The 17799-nt window shown below is 40.8% G+C and carries 15 protein-coding genes and 1 riboswitch; of the genes, 13 read left to right on the top strand and 2 right to left on the bottom strand.

Annotated features, from left to right (window positions below):
• Nucleotides 1–70 precede the first annotated feature (70 nt).
• The 9 genes from polX to trxA all read left to right on the top strand — a co-directional run bounded on the left by polX (nucleotide 71) and on the right by trxA (nucleotide 10459).
• Nucleotides 71–1786: a DNA polymerase/3'-5' exonuclease PolX gene (polX, locus tag A6M13_RS00645; protein ID WP_066542182.1), complete on the top strand. Its 1716-nt coding sequence runs from the start codon at nucleotides 71–73 to the stop codon at nucleotides 1784–1786.
• A gap of 18 nt (nucleotides 1787–1804) precedes the next feature.
• The gene (locus A6M13_RS00650; RefSeq protein ID WP_066542183.1) at nucleotides 1805–4171 is read left to right on the top strand and encodes an endonuclease MutS2; all 2367 of its coding nucleotides are present in this window, start codon (nucleotides 1805–1807) and stop codon (nucleotides 4169–4171) included.
• Between the two features lie 34 nt (nucleotides 4172–4205).
• Nucleotides 4206–4613: a DUF350 domain-containing protein gene (locus A6M13_RS00655; RefSeq protein WP_066542184.1), complete on the top strand. Its 408-nt coding sequence runs from the start codon at nucleotides 4206–4208 to the stop codon at nucleotides 4611–4613.
• 341 nt (nucleotides 4614–4954) lie between these two features.
• Complete coding sequence (locus A6M13_RS00660; RefSeq protein ID WP_066542185.1) at nucleotides 4955–6640, top strand: long-chain-fatty-acid--CoA ligase; 1686 nt, start codon at nucleotides 4955–4957, stop codon at nucleotides 6638–6640.
• 103 nt (nucleotides 6641–6743) lie between these two features.
• Nucleotides 6744–7328: a fatty acid metabolism transcriptional regulator FadR gene (locus A6M13_RS00665; protein WP_066542186.1), complete on the top strand. Its 585-nt coding sequence runs from the start codon at nucleotides 6744–6746 to the stop codon at nucleotides 7326–7328.
• A gap of 16 nt (nucleotides 7329–7344) precedes the next feature.
• Nucleotides 7345–8118 carry an enoyl-CoA hydratase gene (locus A6M13_RS00670; RefSeq protein WP_066542187.1) on the top strand — a complete coding sequence of 258 codons (774 nt, stop codon included), beginning with the start codon at nucleotides 7345–7347 and terminating at the stop codon, nucleotides 8116–8118.
• 25 nt (nucleotides 8119–8143) lie between these two features.
• On the top strand, nucleotides 8144–8914 hold the full coding sequence (locus A6M13_RS00675) for an electron transfer flavoprotein subunit beta/FixA family protein (protein WP_066542188.1): 771 nt from the start codon (nucleotides 8144–8146) through the stop codon (nucleotides 8912–8914).
• A gap of 45 nt (nucleotides 8915–8959) precedes the next feature.
• Nucleotides 8960–9928: an electron transfer flavoprotein subunit alpha/FixB family protein gene (locus A6M13_RS00680; protein WP_066542189.1), complete on the top strand. Its 969-nt coding sequence runs from the start codon at nucleotides 8960–8962 to the stop codon at nucleotides 9926–9928.
• A 216-nt stretch (nucleotides 9929–10144) separates the two neighbouring features.
• The gene (gene trxA, locus A6M13_RS00685; RefSeq protein WP_066542190.1) at nucleotides 10145–10459 is read left to right on the top strand and encodes a thioredoxin; all 315 of its coding nucleotides are present in this window, start codon (nucleotides 10145–10147) and stop codon (nucleotides 10457–10459) included.
• Between the two features lie 112 nt (nucleotides 10460–10571).
• Here the strand turns inward: trxA and A6M13_RS00690 are convergent, their stop codons facing one another.
• Complete coding sequence (locus A6M13_RS00690) at nucleotides 10572–10790, bottom strand: DUF896 domain-containing protein (protein WP_066542191.1); 219 nt, start codon at nucleotides 10788–10790, stop codon at nucleotides 10572–10574.
• Between the two features lie 169 nt (nucleotides 10791–10959).
• Between A6M13_RS00690 and uvrC the strand changes: the two genes are divergently transcribed.
• Nucleotides 10960–12750, top strand: coding sequence for an excinuclease ABC subunit UvrC (uvrC, locus tag A6M13_RS00695; RefSeq protein WP_066542632.1), 1791 nt, complete (start codon nucleotides 10960–10962; stop codon nucleotides 12748–12750).
• A gap of 33 nt (nucleotides 12751–12783) precedes the next feature.
• A riboswitch (Lysine riboswitch) is annotated at nucleotides 12784–12964 on the top strand.
• A 126-nt stretch (nucleotides 12965–13090) separates the two neighbouring features.
• Nucleotides 13091–14317 (top strand): aspartate kinase, encoded by a 1227-nt coding sequence (locus A6M13_RS00700; RefSeq protein WP_066542192.1) that lies wholly within the window; start codon nucleotides 13091–13093, stop codon nucleotides 14315–14317.
• A 355-nt stretch (nucleotides 14318–14672) separates the two neighbouring features.
• On the opposite strand, the gene A6M13_RS00705 is transcribed toward A6M13_RS00700, so the two are convergent.
• Nucleotides 14673–15095, bottom strand: a complete 423-nt coding sequence (locus tag A6M13_RS00705; protein WP_066542193.1) for a YslB family protein — start codon at nucleotides 15093–15095, stop codon at nucleotides 14673–14675.
• A 296-nt stretch (nucleotides 15096–15391) separates the two neighbouring features.
• Between A6M13_RS00705 and A6M13_RS00710 the strand changes: the two genes are divergently transcribed.
• Together A6M13_RS00710 and sdhA are read left to right on the top strand one after the other, a co-directional pair.
• Nucleotides 15392–16006, top strand: coding sequence for a succinate dehydrogenase cytochrome b558 subunit (locus tag A6M13_RS00710; protein ID WP_066542194.1), 615 nt, complete (start codon nucleotides 15392–15394; stop codon nucleotides 16004–16006).
• A gap of 43 nt (nucleotides 16007–16049) precedes the next feature.
• Complete coding sequence (sdhA, locus tag A6M13_RS00715) at nucleotides 16050–17795, top strand: succinate dehydrogenase flavoprotein subunit (RefSeq protein ID WP_066542195.1); 1746 nt, start codon at nucleotides 16050–16052, stop codon at nucleotides 17793–17795.
• The last annotated feature ends 4 nt before the right edge of the window (nucleotides 17796–17799 follow it).

Here is a 17799-nt window from a genome sequence, read left to right on the forward strand (position 1 = left end):
TAGTTGAGGATGTGCTAAAAGTGCAAAAGCTTTTAGCACATCCTTTTTATATGAAAAAGGAGTGGACTATATGAATAAAAAAATTATTATTCGTACGCTTGAAAAAATTGCGTTGTATTTAGAATTACAAGGGGAAAACCCATTTAAAGTATCAGCATTTCGCAAAGCGGCGGCTGCACTCGAAGCAGACGAGCGTTCATTAGCAGAAATCGATGATGTTACAAAATTAAAGGGCATCGGTAAAGGAACGGCTGCGGTGATTACCGAACTGATTGACACGGAAAAATCGACCGTACTTGAAGAGCTAGAGGCAAACACGCCAAAAGGGTTAGTACCGCTAATGAAACTACCAGGTTTAGGCGGTAAAAAGCTCGCGAAACTGTATCAAGAATTAGGCGTGGATTCTGCTGAACGTTTAAAAGAGGTGTGTGAAGCAGGAGAAGTTCAAAAGTTAGCAGGCTTTGGTGCGAAAACAGAAGAAAAGATTTTAAAGGAATTAGGGACATTTGGCACACGTGCAGAGCGTCTACCTATTTGGCAATTAGAGCCAGCTGTCATAGAAATTGAAGCGTTACTACAAGCGATGCCAGAAGTTGAAAAAGCATCAGTAGCTGGCTCATTCCGTCGTGTGAAAGAGACGAGTAAAGATATTGATTTTATTGTTGCCACAACGAATGCTCAAGCTGTCCGTGAGCAATTATTAGCACAGCTCGTCATTTTAGAAGTTGTCGCAGCAGGTGATACGAAAGTGTCTGTTATTTTAGACCGTGAAGAACCAATTAGTGTGGATTTCCGATTAGTCACAGCTGACGAATATGCATCCGCCTTGCATCATTTCACCGGCTCAAAAGACCATAATGTACGCATGCGCCAATTAGCAAAATCAATGGGTAAAAAAATTAGTGAATACGGCGTTGAACAACAGGATGGCTCTGTCGTAACATTTGAGAGTGAAGAAGCCTTTTTTGCACATTTTAACTTGCCGTTTATTCCACCAGCTGTTCGTGAAAATGGCAGTGAGTTAGACCGCCTTGATGAATTAGCGCAGCTGGCAACAGTACAGGATATTACATCTGATTTACATATGCATACAACATGGTCAGACGGTGCACACGCGGTTCATGAAATGGGCGAAGCATTAATTGCGCGCGGCTATAGTCATGGTGTTATTACAGACCATTCTCAATATTTAAAAGTAGCGAACGGTTTAACACCCGAACGTTTAGCGAAACAGCGTCTTGAAATCGATGTGTTTAATGCAGCACATCCACAGTTCCGATTATATGCTGGCACAGAGATGGATATTTTACCAGACGGCACATTAGATTTTGAAGATGATGTCTTAAAAGAGTTAGATTTCGTCATTGCATCGATTCACTCAAGTTTTACACAATCACAAGATAAAATCATGGCACGTTTATTAACGGCGATGGAAAACCCATATGTACACATGATTGCACATCCAACAGGGCGTATCGTTGGAGAGCGTAATGGTTATGACCCAGATGTGAAAACATTAATCGAATGGGCAAAAGCATATGGCAAAATTTTAGAGTTAAATGCCAACCCGTATCGTTTAGATTTAGCGACCGAACATTTAGTATATGCGATGGAGCTTGGCGTGCCGATTGCCATTAATACAGACGCGCATGCGATTGACCAATTACGCTTTATGGATTTAGGGGTACGCTACAGTCAAAAAGCATGGGTGAAAAAAGAATTAATTGTAAATACATGGACGACGGAACAATTTGAGGCGTTCATCCGTAAACATAAAGACAACTAGAATAAGGAGGCGTTTTTAATGATCGCAGAACGCGCATTGAAAACACTTGAGTATGATAAAGTTCGTGCACAGGTTGCAAACTTTTGTACATCTTCAATTGGTCGAGGGGCTATTGAAGAGCTTGTACCAGAAACTCAATATGATCGAGTAGTAGAGCTATTAGAAGAAATGGATGAAGGGCTATCTATTTTACGTGTGAAAGCAAATGTGCCATTAGGTGGTATTTTTGATGTGCGTCCACATGCACGACGCGCGCAAATTGGTGGCATGTTATCGGCAACAGAATTGATGGAAATTGCAAGTACGATTCGTGCAAGCCGTATATTCCGTGAATTTATTGAAGGTATCGAAGATGAAGGGGAACTACACATTCCACATTTTATCGAGCGTAAGGAAGCATTGCCTGTTTTAACGGGGATTCAGCACGAGATTAATTCATGCATCGATGACAATGCGCAAGTAATGGATTCAGCGAGCCAACAATTACGTCAAATTCGTCAAACATTACGCGCGGAAGAAGCGAAGGTTAAGTCAAAGCTTGAAAATTTAGTACGTGGTGCAAATGCTTCTAAAATGTTATCAGATGCGATTGTGACGATGCGAAATGACCGTTACGTAATTCCTGTAAAGCAAGAATACCGTCATCATTACGGCGGCATTGTTCATGACCAATCGTCGTCAGGGCAAACATTATTTATTGAACCAGATGCAGTTGTGCAAGCGAATAATGAAGTGAATCGTCAAAAGCTGAAAGAAAAAGCAGAAATAGAACGTATTTTACTCGCGTTATCAGAGAAGGTTAGCGAAGTCGGGCATGATTTATTTGTCCTTGTGCAAATTTTAGGTGATATTGACGTAATTTTAGCCAAAGGTAAATACGGGCAAGCACATAAATGTACGATGCCGAAAATGAATCAAGATGGCTATATTCGTTTAGTACGTGCGCGTCATCCGTTAATTGACCGTAATGTCGCTGTGCCAAATACGATTGAGTTTGGTAAAGATTATACAGCAATCGTTATTACAGGTCCGAACACGGGTGGTAAAACGGTAACCTTAAAAACAGTTGGACTTTGTACGTTAATGGCACAAGCCGGCATCCCAGTTCCAGCACTTGACGGCTCAGAGCTTGCGGTATTTGACCAATTATTTGCAGATATTGGCGATGAACAGTCGATTGAACAAAGCTTATCAACGTTCTCTTCTCATATGGTGAATATTGTTGATATTTTAGCGAAGTTCGATGACCGTTCATTAGTATTGTTTGATGAATTAGGTGCAGGAACAGACCCACAAGAAGGTGCAGCACTAGCTATTTCGATTTTAGACGAAGTAGTTGACCGAGGCGCACGTGTGATGGCGACAACACATTATCCAGAACTAAAGGCGTACGGCTACAACCGCCCACAAGTGGTCAATGCATCCGTAGAGTTTGATGTAGAAACATTAAGTCCGACATATCGTTTGTTAATTGGTGTACCGGGGCGCTCGAATGCATTTGAAATTTCAAATCGTTTAGGCTTACCAACATCAATCATTGACCGTGCGAAATCATTTACCGGCACAGACCGCCACGAAGTCGAGTCGATGATTGCATCGCTTGAAGAAAGTCGTTTACGTTCAGAACGTGAAGCGGACGAGGCACACGCATTATTAGAAGAAGCGGCAACATTGCGTGAAGCGTTAGAGCGCAAAGTACAAAACTATGAAGACCGTAAAGAAGCGCTTGAGAAAAAGGCGAAAGATAAAGCGCACCGTATTGTGGATGAAGCGAAGCGAGAAGCCGAACAAATTATTGCTGAGCTTCGTGAAATGAGCAAAAACGCGTCACGCGCTGTGAAAGAGCATGAGTTAATTGATGCGAAGAAGCGTTTAGATGGTGTAGGGCCGAAAGAAAACCGTGTGCTGAAAAAGCAAGCGCAAATTCAGGAGCGTCAAGAAAACTTACAAGTTGGTGATGAAGTGCGCGTCTTAAGCTATGGTCAAAAAGGTAGCGTGCTTGAAAAGATTTCTGACGACGAATATGTTGTGCAAATTGGTATTTTAAAAATGAAATTACCGCGTCATGATTTACAATATGTAAAACCAGAAAAAGAGCAACCTGTTCGTGCGATGACGAATGTGAAAAACCGTTCTTCTGCCGTGAAGCTAGAGCTTGATTTACGTGGAGAGCGTTACGAAGATGCTATTTTACGTACTGAAAAATATATTGATGATGCACTACTTGCAAATTATCACCGCGTTTCGATTATTCATGGTAAAGGAACAGGTGCATTACGCCAAGGGATTCAAACGTATTTAAAAGGGCATAGTCGCGTGAAAAACTTCCGATTTGGTGAAGCAGGTGAAGGTGGCTTCGGTGTAACGGTCGTTGAATTGAAATAAGTGCAGGTAGAGAAAATAAAAGGGGGCTACAAAGATGGAGCAGTTTTGGACACATCCAATTGTCGAAACCGCAGGCTATTTTAGTGTTGTTGTGTTATGTCTTGTCCTGTCGATGGCTGCATTTGAAGTCGTAACAAAGTATAAAAACTGGCAGGAAATTAAAAGTGGAAATGTGGCAGTGGCACTCGCAACAGGTGGTAAAATTTTAGGCGTCTGTAATATATTCCGCTACTCTATTTCACAGCATAATTCACTGTTAGAAATGCTGATGTGGGGATTATACGGCTTTGTTTTATTAATCTTTGCCTATTTATTATTTGAATTTTTTACGCCACGTTTTAATGTTGATGAAGAAATTGCGAACGACAACCGCTCTGTTGGCTTTATCTCGTTTACAATTTCATTAGGGCTATCCTTTGTTATTGGTGCGAGTATTGCATAGGAGTGATAGATGATGAAAAAATTAGCGATTATACTTGTCATTGTAGCGATTATTTTCTTTAGCATAGGTATGTATTATATAATCACAGTATAGCGAAACATACGCACCGACGAATTTATTTTCGTCGGTGTTTTTTCATGTGTCGAAGTGCTTTATTTTTTATTGTAAAAAAACGATGTTATCACTATTTGTTGTTAAATTCTCTAAAATGCGCTAAATTTCTCTTTTGTGTTTGATTTTGTAAATAATTTCATTATAATAAAATCAGAAACAACAAATTTTGTGTTCACAGCGTAGTGAATGTGCCAGTATGTGACCAATAAGAGAGGGAGTGACGTACGATGACAACAAAGCCATGGTTAAAATGGTATCCGTCAGACATTGCATCAGAAATCAGTATTGGAGATTTTACAGTTCATCAATACATGACCAATGCGAAGGAAGACCGTCCACAAGCAACAGCTCTTCATTTTATGGGAAAAGAAATGACGTTTCAGGAAGTATATGATGGTGCACAGAAGTTTGCGAATTATTTGCAGTCATTAGGGTTACAAAAGGGAGACCGTGTCGCGATTATGTTGCCAAACTGTCCACAAGCGGTGATGGCATACTTCGGCACAATGTATGCAGGAGGTGTCGTTGTACAAACGAATCCACTATATACAGAGCGCGAATTATCGTATCAAATGAAAGACTCTGGCGCAAAAATTATTTTAGGTTTGGATATTTTATATCCGCGTATTTCCAAAGTGCTGGCAACTACAAATATTGAACATGTTATTGTGACAGCGATTAAAGATTATTTACCATTCCCGAAAAATATGGTGTATCCACTTATGCAAAAGAAGCAATATGGTTTTACCGTAAATGTCGAGCACCAAGGGAAAAATCATTTATTTACAGAAATTATGAAAGCGTCGTCATCTGAGCCAGTACACGTAGATGTAACGTCAGATGATTTAGCGTTGTTGCAATACACGGGTGGCACAACAGGGTATCCAAAAGGTGTCATGTTAACACATCGCAATTTAGTCTCCAATGTAGAGATGTGCGGTGAATGGATGTACCGCTGTCAATACGGAGAAGAAATCATTTTAGGGATTTTACCATTTTTTCATGTATACGGTATGACGACTGTATTAATCCTTTCAATGAAGCTAGCGAGCAAAATGGTGCTATTGCCGAAGTTTGATGTAGATACGACGTTAAAAACGATTGATAAGCAAAAACCAACATTATTCCCTGGCGCACCGACAATGTACATCGGCATTTTAGCGCATCCGTTGCTGAAAAAATATGACCTTTCATCAATTAAAGCATGTATTAGTGGATCAGCGCCGTTGCCAATAGAAGTTCAACAGCAATTCGAAGAGATTACAGGTGGTAAACTTGTCGAAGGATACGGTTTAACGGAAACGTCACCCGTGACACATGCGAACTTTATTTGGGACCATCGTGTAAATGGCTCAATCGGTGTGCCGTGGCCAAATACTGATGCAGCTGTTTTCCAAAGTGGAAGCACGGAGCGATTACCGATTGGCGAAATTGGTGAAATTGCTGTGAAAGGTCCACAGGTGATGCAAGGATACTGGAATCGACCAGAAGAGACAGAAGCGGTGTTTAAAGATGGCTGGTTCTTTACAGGTGACTTAGGTTATATGGATGAAGACGGCTTCTTTTATGTAGTTGATCGTAAAAAGGATATGATTATTGCAGGGGGATACAATATTTACCCGCGTGAAGTAGAAGAAGTGCTTTATGAGCATCCAGCTATTCAAGAATGTGTCGTTGCAGGAATTCCAGATCCGTATCGTGGCGAAACAGTCAAAGCATATATTGTTTTAAAAGAAGGATATTCTGTCACGGCTGACGAATTAAACAAATACTGCCGTGAAAACTTAGCTGCGTACAAAGTTCCAAGAGCATACGACTTCCGCGAAGAATTGCCGAAGACTGCTGTTGGTAAGATTTTACGCCGTCAACTAATCGACGAAGAACAGGAAAAGTCGCATCTTCAAGCGAACTGAAATCATGTTGCAGAAATAGTTGACAAAAATGTGCTGGGATAATATTATAAAAACATGAATGAATAGTCATTCATTTTTGAATTAGTAGTGGTGGTGAACGGTTTTGAAGAATGACAAACCGAAGTATAGGCAGATTATCGATGCAGCCATCGTTGTCATCGCAGAAAATGGATACCATCAAGCGCAAGTTTCAAAAATTGCGAAACAAGCAGGGGTAGCTGATGGCACAATCTATTTATATTTCAAAAACAAAGAAGATATTTTAATTTCGGTATTTAGCGACAAAATGTCCGTATTTACGGAATCGCTACAATATATTATTAAAACGGAGAGTAGTTCAGCGGATAAGTTATGCCGCATGATCGAAAACCATTTTACGGTGCTTGCGAGTGATGCTCACTTAGCTGTTGTTACGCAACTTGAACTACGTCAGTCAAACAAGGTGCTTCGCCAAAAAATTAATGCCATTTTAAAAGATTATTTAAAGCTTTTAGATGAAATTTTAATTGAAGGCATGGTGAAAGGTGAATTTCATGCAACGATGGATGTGCGTTTAGCACGTTCAATGGTTTTTGGCACAATCGATGAAACGATTACGACATGGGTCATGAATGAGCAACGCTATAGCTTGACGGAACTTGCACCGAAAGTTCAAACATTAATTTTACGAGGCTTACAAGCAACATAAAAAGGGTGTGGGAGAAATGGAATTTTTACGTTGGTCAGTAGAAGACGGAGTTGCAATTGTAACAATTAACCGTCCGCCAGCGAATGCTCTAGCTCGTGCAATTATTAGCGAAATGGATGCGCTACTGGATGAGCTTGCAGTGAAAGACGAAGTACGTGTTGTTGTGCTTCATGGTGAAGGACGCTTCTTCTCGGCAGGAGCGGACATTAAAGAATTTACAGAGGTCTCATCTGGCGAAGAATTTACGAAATTAGCTCGTAACGGGCAAATTGTCTTCGATCGTATGGAATCATTTAGTAAACCAATCATTGCGGCAATTCACGGGGCAGCATTAGGTGGAGGACTAGAGCTTGCGATGGGCTGTCATATTCGTTATGTGACGAAGTCGGCAAAGCTAGGCTTACCAGAACTAAACTTAGGATTAATTCCAGGTTTTGGCGGTACGCAACGTTTACCACGCTTTGTTGGTGCAGCTAAAGCAGCTGAAATGATGTTTACAAGTGATGCTATTACGGGTGAGGAAGCCGTTCAGTTTGGATTGGCGACTCGCGCATTTGATGATGAAGAACTGTTACCACAAACATTAGCAATTGCTAAAAAGATGGCACAAAAAAGTCCGATTGCGCTTGCTGCGGCGATTAAAACGCTTCAATACAGTAAAACGAGTACTTTTGATGCTGGCTTACAGGTGGAAGCAGAGAGCTTTGGACAAGTATTTGTCTCAGAGGATGCGAAAGAAGGCATTCAAGCATTTATTGAAAAACGTAAACCGCAATTTGTCGGTAAATAAAATCGCTTCAGGGGGTCTGTAAATTATGAACATTTTCGTATTAGTTAAACGTACTTTCGATACAGAAGAAAAAATCGTTGTAAACGGTGGTCAAATTGATGAAGGTGGGGCAGAATTCATCATTAACCCATACGATGAGTACGCAATTGAAGAAGCTATCCAAGTGCGTGATGCACAAGGTGGTACTGTAACAGTCGTGACAATCGGTGACGAAGAAGCAGAAAAGCAATTACGTACAGCATTAGCAATGGGGGCAGACAGTGCTGTATTAATTAACGCAGAAGATTTAGATGACTTAGACCAATTCGGGGCTGCTCATATTTTAGCTGAGTACCTTAAAGATAAAGAAGCAGATTTAATTTTAGCTGGTAACGTAGCAATTGATGGCGGTTCGGGACAAGTTGGACCACGTGTTGCAGACTTACTAGGTATTAACTACGTAACAACAATTACAAACTTAGACATTAATGGAACTGACGTAACAATCGTACGTGACGTAGAAGGGGATTCTGAAACATTAACAACATCGTTACCGTTATTAGTGACAGCTCAACAAGGCTTAAATGAGCCACGTTACCCATCTTTACCAGGTATCATGAAGGCGAAGAAAAAGCCATTAGATGAGCTAGAGCTAGACGATTTAGATATCGATGAAGATGATGTGGAAGTAAAAGTAGAGACAGTTGAAATCTATTTACCACCTCAAAAAGCAGCAGGTCGTGTATTACAAGGGGAGTTACAAGATCAAGTAAAAGAGCTTGTTAACTTATTACACACAGAAGCAAAAGTAGTTTAATTGAGAATTCATTTGAAAACGTGCGTACGAAAGGGGTAAATTCACATGTCAAAAGTGTTAGTTCTAGGAGAAGCTCGTGAAGGGGCTTTACGTAATGTATCATTCGAGGCAATCGCAGCAGGTAAGAAATTAGGGGATGAAGTAGTAGGGCTATTAGTAGGTGACGCAGTAGCTGACTTAGCACAAGAGCTAATCGCATACGGTGCAGATCGCGTAATTACTGTTGAACACCCAAACTTAGCTCATTATACATCTGATGGGTATTCACAAGCCGTTTTAGCGGTAGTTGAACAAGAGTCTCCAGGGGCAATTGTTTTCGGTCACACAGCGATTGGTAAAGATTTATCACCAAAAGTGGCAAGTCGTTTACAAATTGGTTTAATTTCAGATGTAACAGATATTGAAGGTGAAGGCGCTGATGCAGTGTTTATTCGTCCAATTTACTCTGGTAAAGCATTTGAAAAAGTGAAAATCGCTGATGGTACAGTATTCGTATCAATTCGTCCAAACAACATTGCACCGCTTGCAAAAGATGCAGGTCGTTCAGGTGACGTATCAAGTGTATCGGTAGATGTTCAAAACTTACGTTCAATCATTAAAGAAGTTGTACGTAAATCAACAGATGGCGTTGATTTATCAGAAGCGAAAGTAGTGGTTGCTGGTGGACGTGGCGTGAAATCTGAAGAAGGTTTTGAGCCATTAAAAGAGCTAGCAAGCGTACTTGGTGGAGCAGTTGGTGCATCACGTGGTGCATGTGACGCTGAATACTGTGACTACTCATTACAAATCGGTCAAACAGGTAAGGTTGTAACACCAGACCTGTACATTGCAGCAGGTATTTCAGGGGCTATCCAGCATTTAGCGGGGATGTCGAACTCGAAAGTAATCGTTGCAATTAACAAAGATCCAGAAGCAAACATCTTCAAAGTAGCTGACTACGGTATCGTAGGTGACTTATTCGAAGTTGTGCCGCTTTTAATTGAAGAATTCAAAGCGTTAAAAGTAAACGCATAATTATAGCACAAAACAACGCTAGCGAGGTTTTTTCGCTAGCGTTATTTGTCATAATAACAGTTATAAAAATCATATCTATCAAAAATCCGTTAAGCATGTTAATATTTAGTGGTTATAAAAAATGACTGACGTGCGAGCAAAATACTCGCATCTGTTATTTTGTGCGTGCTATACTACATGCATGCATTACATAGACATTTAAGGAGGCTATTTCAAATGGCAATCGTAAAAGGTACAGACCAAAACTTCGGACAAGAAATTTCACAAGGTACAGTATTAGTAGACTTCTGGGCAGCTTGGTGCGGACCATGTAAAATGATCGCTCCTGTTCTTGAAGAGCTTGATACAGAAATCGGCAACGATGTTAAAATCGTAAAAGTAGACGTTGATGAAAACCAAGTAACTGCTGGTGAGTATGGCATTATGTCAATTCCATCATTACTATTATTCGTAGACGGTGAATTAAAAGGTAAAACAGCTGGTTACCAACCAAAAGAAGCGTTAATCGAATTCATCGAAAACAACAAGTAATACAAAGTAAGGTGTGCCTAGGCACACCTTCTTTTATTAGTTTCTTCTATTATAATAATAGTCAGTAAAAAAGGGTTCATCTGAGAAGTTATTCTCAGATGAACCCTTTCTGTTATAGGTCACGCTGTACATTGCGTAATTTAGTCGGTGTAATATCTGTGCCAGTCTCGTCAACAACAGTCATGCCTTTCATCGTTGAAAATACTTGTCCACGGATTTCCGTTAAATATTGTTGGCGTAAAATAGAACGCTCGCGTATTTCGTCATATGTTAAACCAATCGTACGCTCACGTTCTGCAAGCTCATTAATACGTGGTAATGATGCAATCATTGAAATAACATCCTTTCGTTTTAAGAATCTCAATACTGAGATATTTACAGTATACATGCCACGAATTTAAAAGTCAAATAAGGTCAACTTTTAAGCGTATCAATACAAAGCATCCTACATATCCGATATAATGAGGGCTATGAGCAAGCAGTATAAAGAGGTGAAAACGGTGAATGATTTATTAAAGGCGAAGCTCGCGATATTGCCAGACCAACCAGGGTGTTATTTAATGAAAGACCAGCAAGGAACGATTATTTATGTCGGCAAGGCGAAGGTGTTGAAAAATCGAGTGCGCTCGTATTTTACCGGTTCGCATGAAGGGAAAACACAACGTCTCGTTGCAGAGATTGTTGACTTTGAATATATCGTAACAAGCTCCGACTTAGAGGCGCTTATTTTAGAATTAAATTTAATTAAATTACATGACCCGAAGTATAATGTGCTGTTAACAGACGATAAAACATATCCTTATTTAAAAATCACAAATGAAAAGCATCCACGTCTGCTTGTCGTGCGCAAAGTAAAAAAAGATAAAGCGAAATACTTTGGTCCGTATCCAAATGGCTATGCGGCACATGAGACGAAAAAGTTATTAGACCGCATGTTTCCGCTACGAAAATGTGCGACGATGCCGGCACAAGTATGCTTATACTATCATATCGGACAATGCATGGCGCCGTGTGTCAAGGAAGTGCCACAAGCAACATATGATGAGGTAATTGGCAAAATGACAAAATTTTTAAGTGGCGGTCAAGATGAAATTAAAGGCGAGCTCACACAGAAAATGATGGACGCTGCTGAGAAGTTAGAATTTGAGCGTGCCAAAGAGCTACGTGACCAAATTGCTCATATTGATACGATTATGGAGAAGCAAAAGATTACGTCAGGTGATGTGGCGAATCGTGATGTATTTGGGTATGCCGTTGATAAAGGATGGATGTGTGTACAAGTATTTTTTGTACGACAAGGGAAAGTCATTGAGCGAGACGTTTCGCTGTTTCCAATTCATCAAGACCCAGAAGAAGAGTTACTGACGTTTATCGGTCGTTTTTATGAAAAGCCGGAGCATTTAAAACCGAAAGAAATTTTAGTGCCGAGTGTGGTTGATAGCGCAATTTTACAACAGCTATTGGCAGTCAAAGTAATAGAGCCAAAGCGTGGGCATAAAAAAGAGCTTGTGGAGATGGCGATGAAAAATGCGCATATCGGTATTCAAGAGAAGTTCCAGCTGATGGAGCGTCAAGAAGAACGAACAGTTGGGGCATGTGAAGAAATCGGCGAGGCATTACACATTCCAACACCACTGCATATTGAAGCGTTCGATAACTCACATATTCACGGCGTGGATGGAGTGTCGGCGATGGTTGTGTTTATTGATGGAAAGCCGGCGAAAAAGCAGTATCGCAAATATAAGCATCAGCACGTAGCGGCGCATGATGATTACGGGGCGATGGCAGAGGTGATTCGTCGTCGTTATCGTCGTGTGTTGAAGGATGGTTTGCCTATTCCGCAGCTAATTGTTATTGATGGAGGCAAAGGGCAAATGCAAGTGGCACGAGATGTACTAGAGCATGAGCTTGGTTTATCGATTCCAATTGCAGGCTTGGCGAAGGATGATAAGCATAAGACGGCGCAGCTGTTATTCGGTGACCCAGCGGAAGTAGTGCCGTTAAAGAGAACGAGCGACGGTTTTTATTTATTGCAGCGTATTCAAGATGAGGTACATCGTTTTGCGATTACGTTTTTACGTCAAACGCATGAGCGGGGGACGATTACATCAGCGCTGGATCATATCCCAGGTGTAGGGCCGAAGCGTAAGCAACAATTAATGAAAGCGTTTGGTTCGGTAAAGAAGATTAAAGCAGCGAGCGAGCTCGAGTTAATTGAAGCGGATATTCCTGCGAAGGTAGCAGAGCAAATTGTGCAATATTTTGCGCAGAACATTGAAGCGCAAAAGTAAGTGTGCTATAGTGTGAGTACATCTACTATATACAGTGATGATAGAGGTGCAACTATTAATAGTACGGACATATAAGAGCAGAACAAGCTCATTTGGAATATGTTCGGAAAGGAATCGTTGCCGAAGTGATAATTAGTTTGTTCCTAGTTATTGCTGGTTGTGCATTTAAGAGATGTACGACTGTCAGAGTGAATTCTGGAGAGCTATCTCACATGCACGATTTTTTTACATCCGTATGAATCGTCATGTACAGAGACAGCGAACTATTCGCTGTCTCTTTTTTTATTCACAAGCTATTGAAGGACGAAAACTTTCTGAAAATAGAAAGGGAGACGAGTAAATGACAATCATAGTAATGAAGTTTGGCGGTTCAACCTTAACGACACCTGAGGAATTGACGCAAGTGGTAGCACATGTAAAGCGCATGCAAGAAGCGGGACATCAGTTAGTCATTGTTCCGTCATCCATCAAGTCAATGCGTGACCATATTGTTAAGGCGGCAACAACGATCACCAATATCCCGGCAAAGCGCGAACTGGATGTAATTTATGCTTCAGCAACATCTGTGTCAAGTGCGTTAATGTCCATTGCATTACAAGATGCAGGGATTGATGCAATTCAGTTAACAGGATGGCAAGCGGGTATTGAAACAGATTCGACGCATCGTGTAGCACGTATTTCGAACGTAAACCCTAAAAAAGTGACACAATATTTAGAAGAAGGTAAAGTAGTGGTCGTCGCGGGGTATCAAGGAATTGATGAATACGGGGATATTACAACGCTCGGTGACGGTGGGACAGAAACAGTTGCTGTTGCACTTGCGGTAGCGTTACAGGCGGCACGTGTAGAATTGTATTCACAAGTGGATGGTGTGTATACAGCAGACCCATTAGTTGTGCCAAAGGCGGCGAAAATTGATGAGTTATCGTATGAGGCGATGTTGGAGCTTGCACAGCTTGGCGCGCGCATTATTCATCCATGTGCAGTGGAACTAGCAAAGCAATTTAAAATGCCACTTATTGTTCGTTCACTTGCACAAGATGCGACAGGTACGTTATTAAAGGAGGAGAAAAATGTGGAACAAGCATTATTAGTACAAGGGATTGCATATGAATCAGATGTTATTCGTTTAACAGTAGGATATGAGGAAAGTTCTGAGACCTCACTTGCGACCATTTTTAAAGTGTTAGCAGAGCATGGTATTAATGTCGATTTAATTGTGCAGTCGTTACTAAATGGGATTAATCCAACCGTTTCTTTCTCCATCGCTAAAGAGCAATTTGCAGAATGTCTGGAAGTGCTAGAGCAAAGTAAGGCGTCGCTTGGCTTTACGTTTGCGGATTTCGAAGTAGGCTTAGCGAAAATTTCGGTAGCTGGCTCAGGTATGATGTTAAACCCTGGTGTTGCGGCACGCATCTTTGACCGTTTACGTAAAGAAGACATTACGGTGAAAATGGTATCAACATCTGAAATTAAAGTGTCGGTCATTATTCCACAAGATGATATGGTACGCGCAGCGAATGCATTACATGATGAATTTAACTTAGTCGGCAGCGTCCGTGTGTAAATATTGAAACGTAAAAAGAGTGTAGGATAGAAGCAGAAAAACAGCAAACCGATATTTGTCGGTTTGCTGTTTTTGATAACGGTGAGGTTTGTTTTAGAGGGCACGGCTCGCGGCAAACACAAGGTTTGTCACATCTATTTTGCCACCCGATATAGCATTTTAGCAGATGTTCCGTATATAAGCGCCTGTTCTTGCGATACCTCGTCGCAAAAAAGCATTGCTTTGCTTATCCTGCTGAAGTTGTCATTTGTGTCGGGACGTACGAGCGAATTTTTATCATCTCAATCAATTTATTTTTATCAAAGATGGCATCTTATTGCAGTCACGTTGTTTCGTTTGGAGTCGCACATCTTTTTTAGCGCTGTGTAATCGGTTCTTTATAATCCGTACGAATTGTTAAATACACCACTTTATGTTTCGTATCTACTTCACAATAGCACTCGGTTAAAAAACCAGTCATACGTTCATGCTGTTCTGCAAGGAAGCCAGCTTCTAAACGGAAGCAACGCGTATCAATGCGTAATAGCTCTTGGTTACCAGAGATTTTGTATAGACGCTCGTCCTTCTTCTCTTTTTCTAATGTGAGTAATCCCCAGCCAGCTTTAATGAAAAACTCTGCAATCGCTAGCTCATCAGATAAAGGGTATTTGCGGGCAACGTCTTTTCCTGCCCAATAAAGAATATCTTCTTCATTTTTTCCTAAAATCGAACGTAATACATCCTCACGAAGAATCTCATAGCCAAAGCTAGGAACAGTTTTTGTGTTTTCTACTTGCATAAATATTGGGCCTTCTCTCTGCATTTTTTGTATTGAAATTTATTGATAAATCGATTTTAAACGGAATTGTATTCTCTATGTAGTAAAAATGTGTCTAAAGTAGAAATTTTTCGCTATATTCAGACGGTGGGAAAACTGAAAGCAACCTTGACGCCCCCACATGTTGAGAGTACAATAAACATGTCATAATATTGTACCATGATGAAACGGGTAGTCAACAATTGAGAACGTTTTCAATTAGGAGAATCTTTAACAATTTAGGCTGCAAGTTTTAAGTACTAAGGGGGGTAACAGTCTTGTCGAAAAATCGTGAGTTTTTATGGCGCCGACTACATTCTTTACTTGGTGTAATTCCAGTAGGTCTGTTCTTGGTGTTCCACTTATCACTGAACTTCACAGCTACAGGCGGTGAAGAATCTTATAACAGTGCAACTGGCGTAATGGAATTAATTCCACACTGGTTGTTATTAGTTATGGAATGGGTAATCATCTACATCCCATTAATGTTCCATGCGTTCTACGGAGTATATATTGCTTTCACAGCGACGCATAATACAAAGCGTTTCGGTACGTTCCGTAACTGGATGTTCCGCATTCAACGTATGACAGGTATTTTCCTAGTTGTATTCGTTGCTTGGCACATCTGGCAAACTCGTATCCAAAAAGCTTTAGGTGACACTGTAGACTTTGATATGATGGCGGACATCGTAGCAAATCCTTGGATGTTAGCATTCTACATCGTAGGTATTTTATCTGCAACGTTCCACTTATCTAACGGTTTATGGTCATTCTTAGTGAGCTGGGGTATTACTCAATCTCCAAAATCACAAAAAATTGTTACGTACATCACAATTGGATTCTTCATTATCTTAAGTGTTGTAGGTGTAATGGCAATTTTAGCGTTCGTTTAATAAGCGTATAGCAAGGCAATATTTTTGAGGAGTGAGAATTAACATGGCAAAAAGCAAAGTAATTGTTGTCGGTGGCGGTCTAGCTGGTTTAATGTCAACAGTTAAAGCAGCTGAAATGGGCACTGATGTTGAATTATTCTCATTAGTTCCGGTAAAACGTTCGCACTCTGTATGTGCACAGGGCGGAATTAATGGCGCAGTAAATACAAAAGGTGAAGGGGATTCTCCATGGATCCACTTTGACGATACAGTATATGGTGGGGACTTCTTAGCTGACCAACCACCAGTTAAAGCAATGTGTGATGCTGCCCCTGGTATCATCCACTTATTCGACCGTATGGGTGTAATGTTCAACCGTACGCCAGAAGGTTTAATTGACTTCCGTCGTTTCGGCGGTACGTTAATGCACCGTACAGCATTCTCTGGTGCAACAACAGGTCAACAACTTTTATACGCACTAGACGAGCAAGTTCGTTCACACGAAGTAGCTGGTTTAGTAACGAAGTATGAGCACTGGGAATTCCTTGGTATTATCAAGGATGACGAAGGCGTATGTCGCGGTATCGTAGCACAAGATATGCGTACAGAAGAAATTCGTTCATTCCGTGCAGACGCAGTAATTATGTGTACTGGTGGTCCTGGTATCATCTTCGGTAAAACAACTAACTCAATCATCAACACTGGTTCTGCGGCTTCAATCGTATACCAACAAGGTGTTTCTTATGCAAACGGTGAGTTCATCCAAATTCACCCAACAGCGATTCCTGGTGATGACAAAAACCGTCTGATGTCAGAATCTGCTCGTGGTGAAGGTGGTCGTGTTTGGACATACAAAGACGGTAAGCCTTGGTACTTCTTAGAAGAAAAATACCCAGCTTACGGTAACTTAGTACCTCGTGATATCGCTACTCGTGAAATCTTCGACGTATGTGTTAACCAAAAATTAGGTATCAACGGTGAAAACATGGTATACCTAGACTTATCTCATAAAGATCCACATGAGTTAGACATCAAATTAGGTGGTATCATCGAAATCTACGAAAAATTCGTAGGGGATGACCCACGTAAATTACCAATGAAAATCTTCCCTGCGGTACACTACTCAATGGGTGGTTTATTCGTAGACTACGACCAAATGACAGAAATCCCAGGATTATTCGCAGCTGGTGAATGTGATTACTCTCAACACGGTGGTAACCGTTTAGGAGCGAACTCATTATTATCTGCAATCTATGGTGGTTCAGTTGCTGGTCCAAACGCAGTAAAATATGTTAAAGGTCTTAAAAAGCATGCTGAAGACTTACCACAATCTATCTTCGACGCTCGCGTACAAGAAGAAACAGCTAAGTGGGAAGCTATCCTGAAAATGGATGGTACTGAAAATGCTTACCTAATTCATAAAGAGCTTGGTGAGTGGATGACTGACAACATGACAGTAGTACGCTTCAACGACAAGCTTGAACAAACATATGCAAAATTAACTGAGTTACAACAACGTTGGGAAAACATCAACATCAACGATACTCAAAAATGGTCTAACCAAGGTGCTCACTTCACTCGTCAATTAAAGAACATGTTATACCTTGCAAAAGTTATGACAAAAGGTGCTTTATTACGTAATGAATCTCGTGGTGCACACTACAAACCAGAATTCCCAGAGCGTGACGATGAGCAATTCTTAAAAACAACAATGGCAAAATTCGACCCAGCTACTGGTGAACCAATTATTACTTATCGTGAAGTAGACGTTTCGTTAATTCCACCACGTAAACGTGACTATTCAGCATAAGAGG

It is taken from the genome of Caryophanon tenue (assembly GCF_001700315.1).
Lineage (GTDB): Bacteria > Bacillota > Bacilli > Bacillales_A > Planococcaceae > Caryophanon > Caryophanon tenue.

Bases quoted from the DNA above. Each gene is read 5' to 3' on its own strand.
- A6M13_RS00650 (WP_066542183.1), top strand. From the start codon at position 1,805: ATGATCGCAGAACGCGCATTGAAAACACTTGAGTATGATAAAGTTCGT.
- A6M13_RS00660 (WP_066542185.1), top strand. From the start codon at position 4,955: ATGACAACAAAGCCATGGTTAAAATGGTATCCGTCAGACATTGCATCA.
- A6M13_RS00700 (WP_066542192.1), top strand. From the start codon at position 13,091: ATGACAATCATAGTAATGAAGTTTGGCGGTTCAACCTTAACGACACCT.
- A6M13_RS00705 (WP_066542193.1), bottom strand. From the start codon at position 15,095: ATGCAAGTAGAAAACACAAAAACTGTTCCTAGCTTTGGCTATGAGATT.
- sdhA (WP_066542195.1), top strand. From the start codon at position 16,050: ATGGCAAAAAGCAAAGTAATTGTTGTCGGTGGCGGTCTAGCTGGTTTA.
- A6M13_RS00670 (WP_066542187.1), top strand. From the start codon at position 7,345: ATGGAATTTTTACGTTGGTCAGTAGAAGACGGAGTTGCAATTGTAACA.
- A6M13_RS00680 (WP_066542189.1), top strand. From the start codon at position 8,960: ATGTCAAAAGTGTTAGTTCTAGGAGAAGCTCGTGAAGGGGCTTTACGT.
- A6M13_RS00675 (WP_066542188.1), top strand. From the start codon at position 8,144: ATGAACATTTTCGTATTAGTTAAACGTACTTTCGATACAGAAGAAAAA.
- A6M13_RS00690 (WP_066542191.1), bottom strand. From the start codon at position 10,790: ATGATTGCATCATTACCACGTATTAATGAGCTTGCAGAACGTGAGCGT.
- A6M13_RS00655 (WP_066542184.1), top strand. From the start codon at position 4,206: ATGGAGCAGTTTTGGACACATCCAATTGTCGAAACCGCAGGCTATTTT.
- trxA (WP_066542190.1), top strand. From the start codon at position 10,145: ATGGCAATCGTAAAAGGTACAGACCAAAACTTCGGACAAGAAATTTCA.
- polX (WP_066542182.1), top strand. From the start codon at position 71: ATGAATAAAAAAATTATTATTCGTACGCTTGAAAAAATTGCGTTGTAT.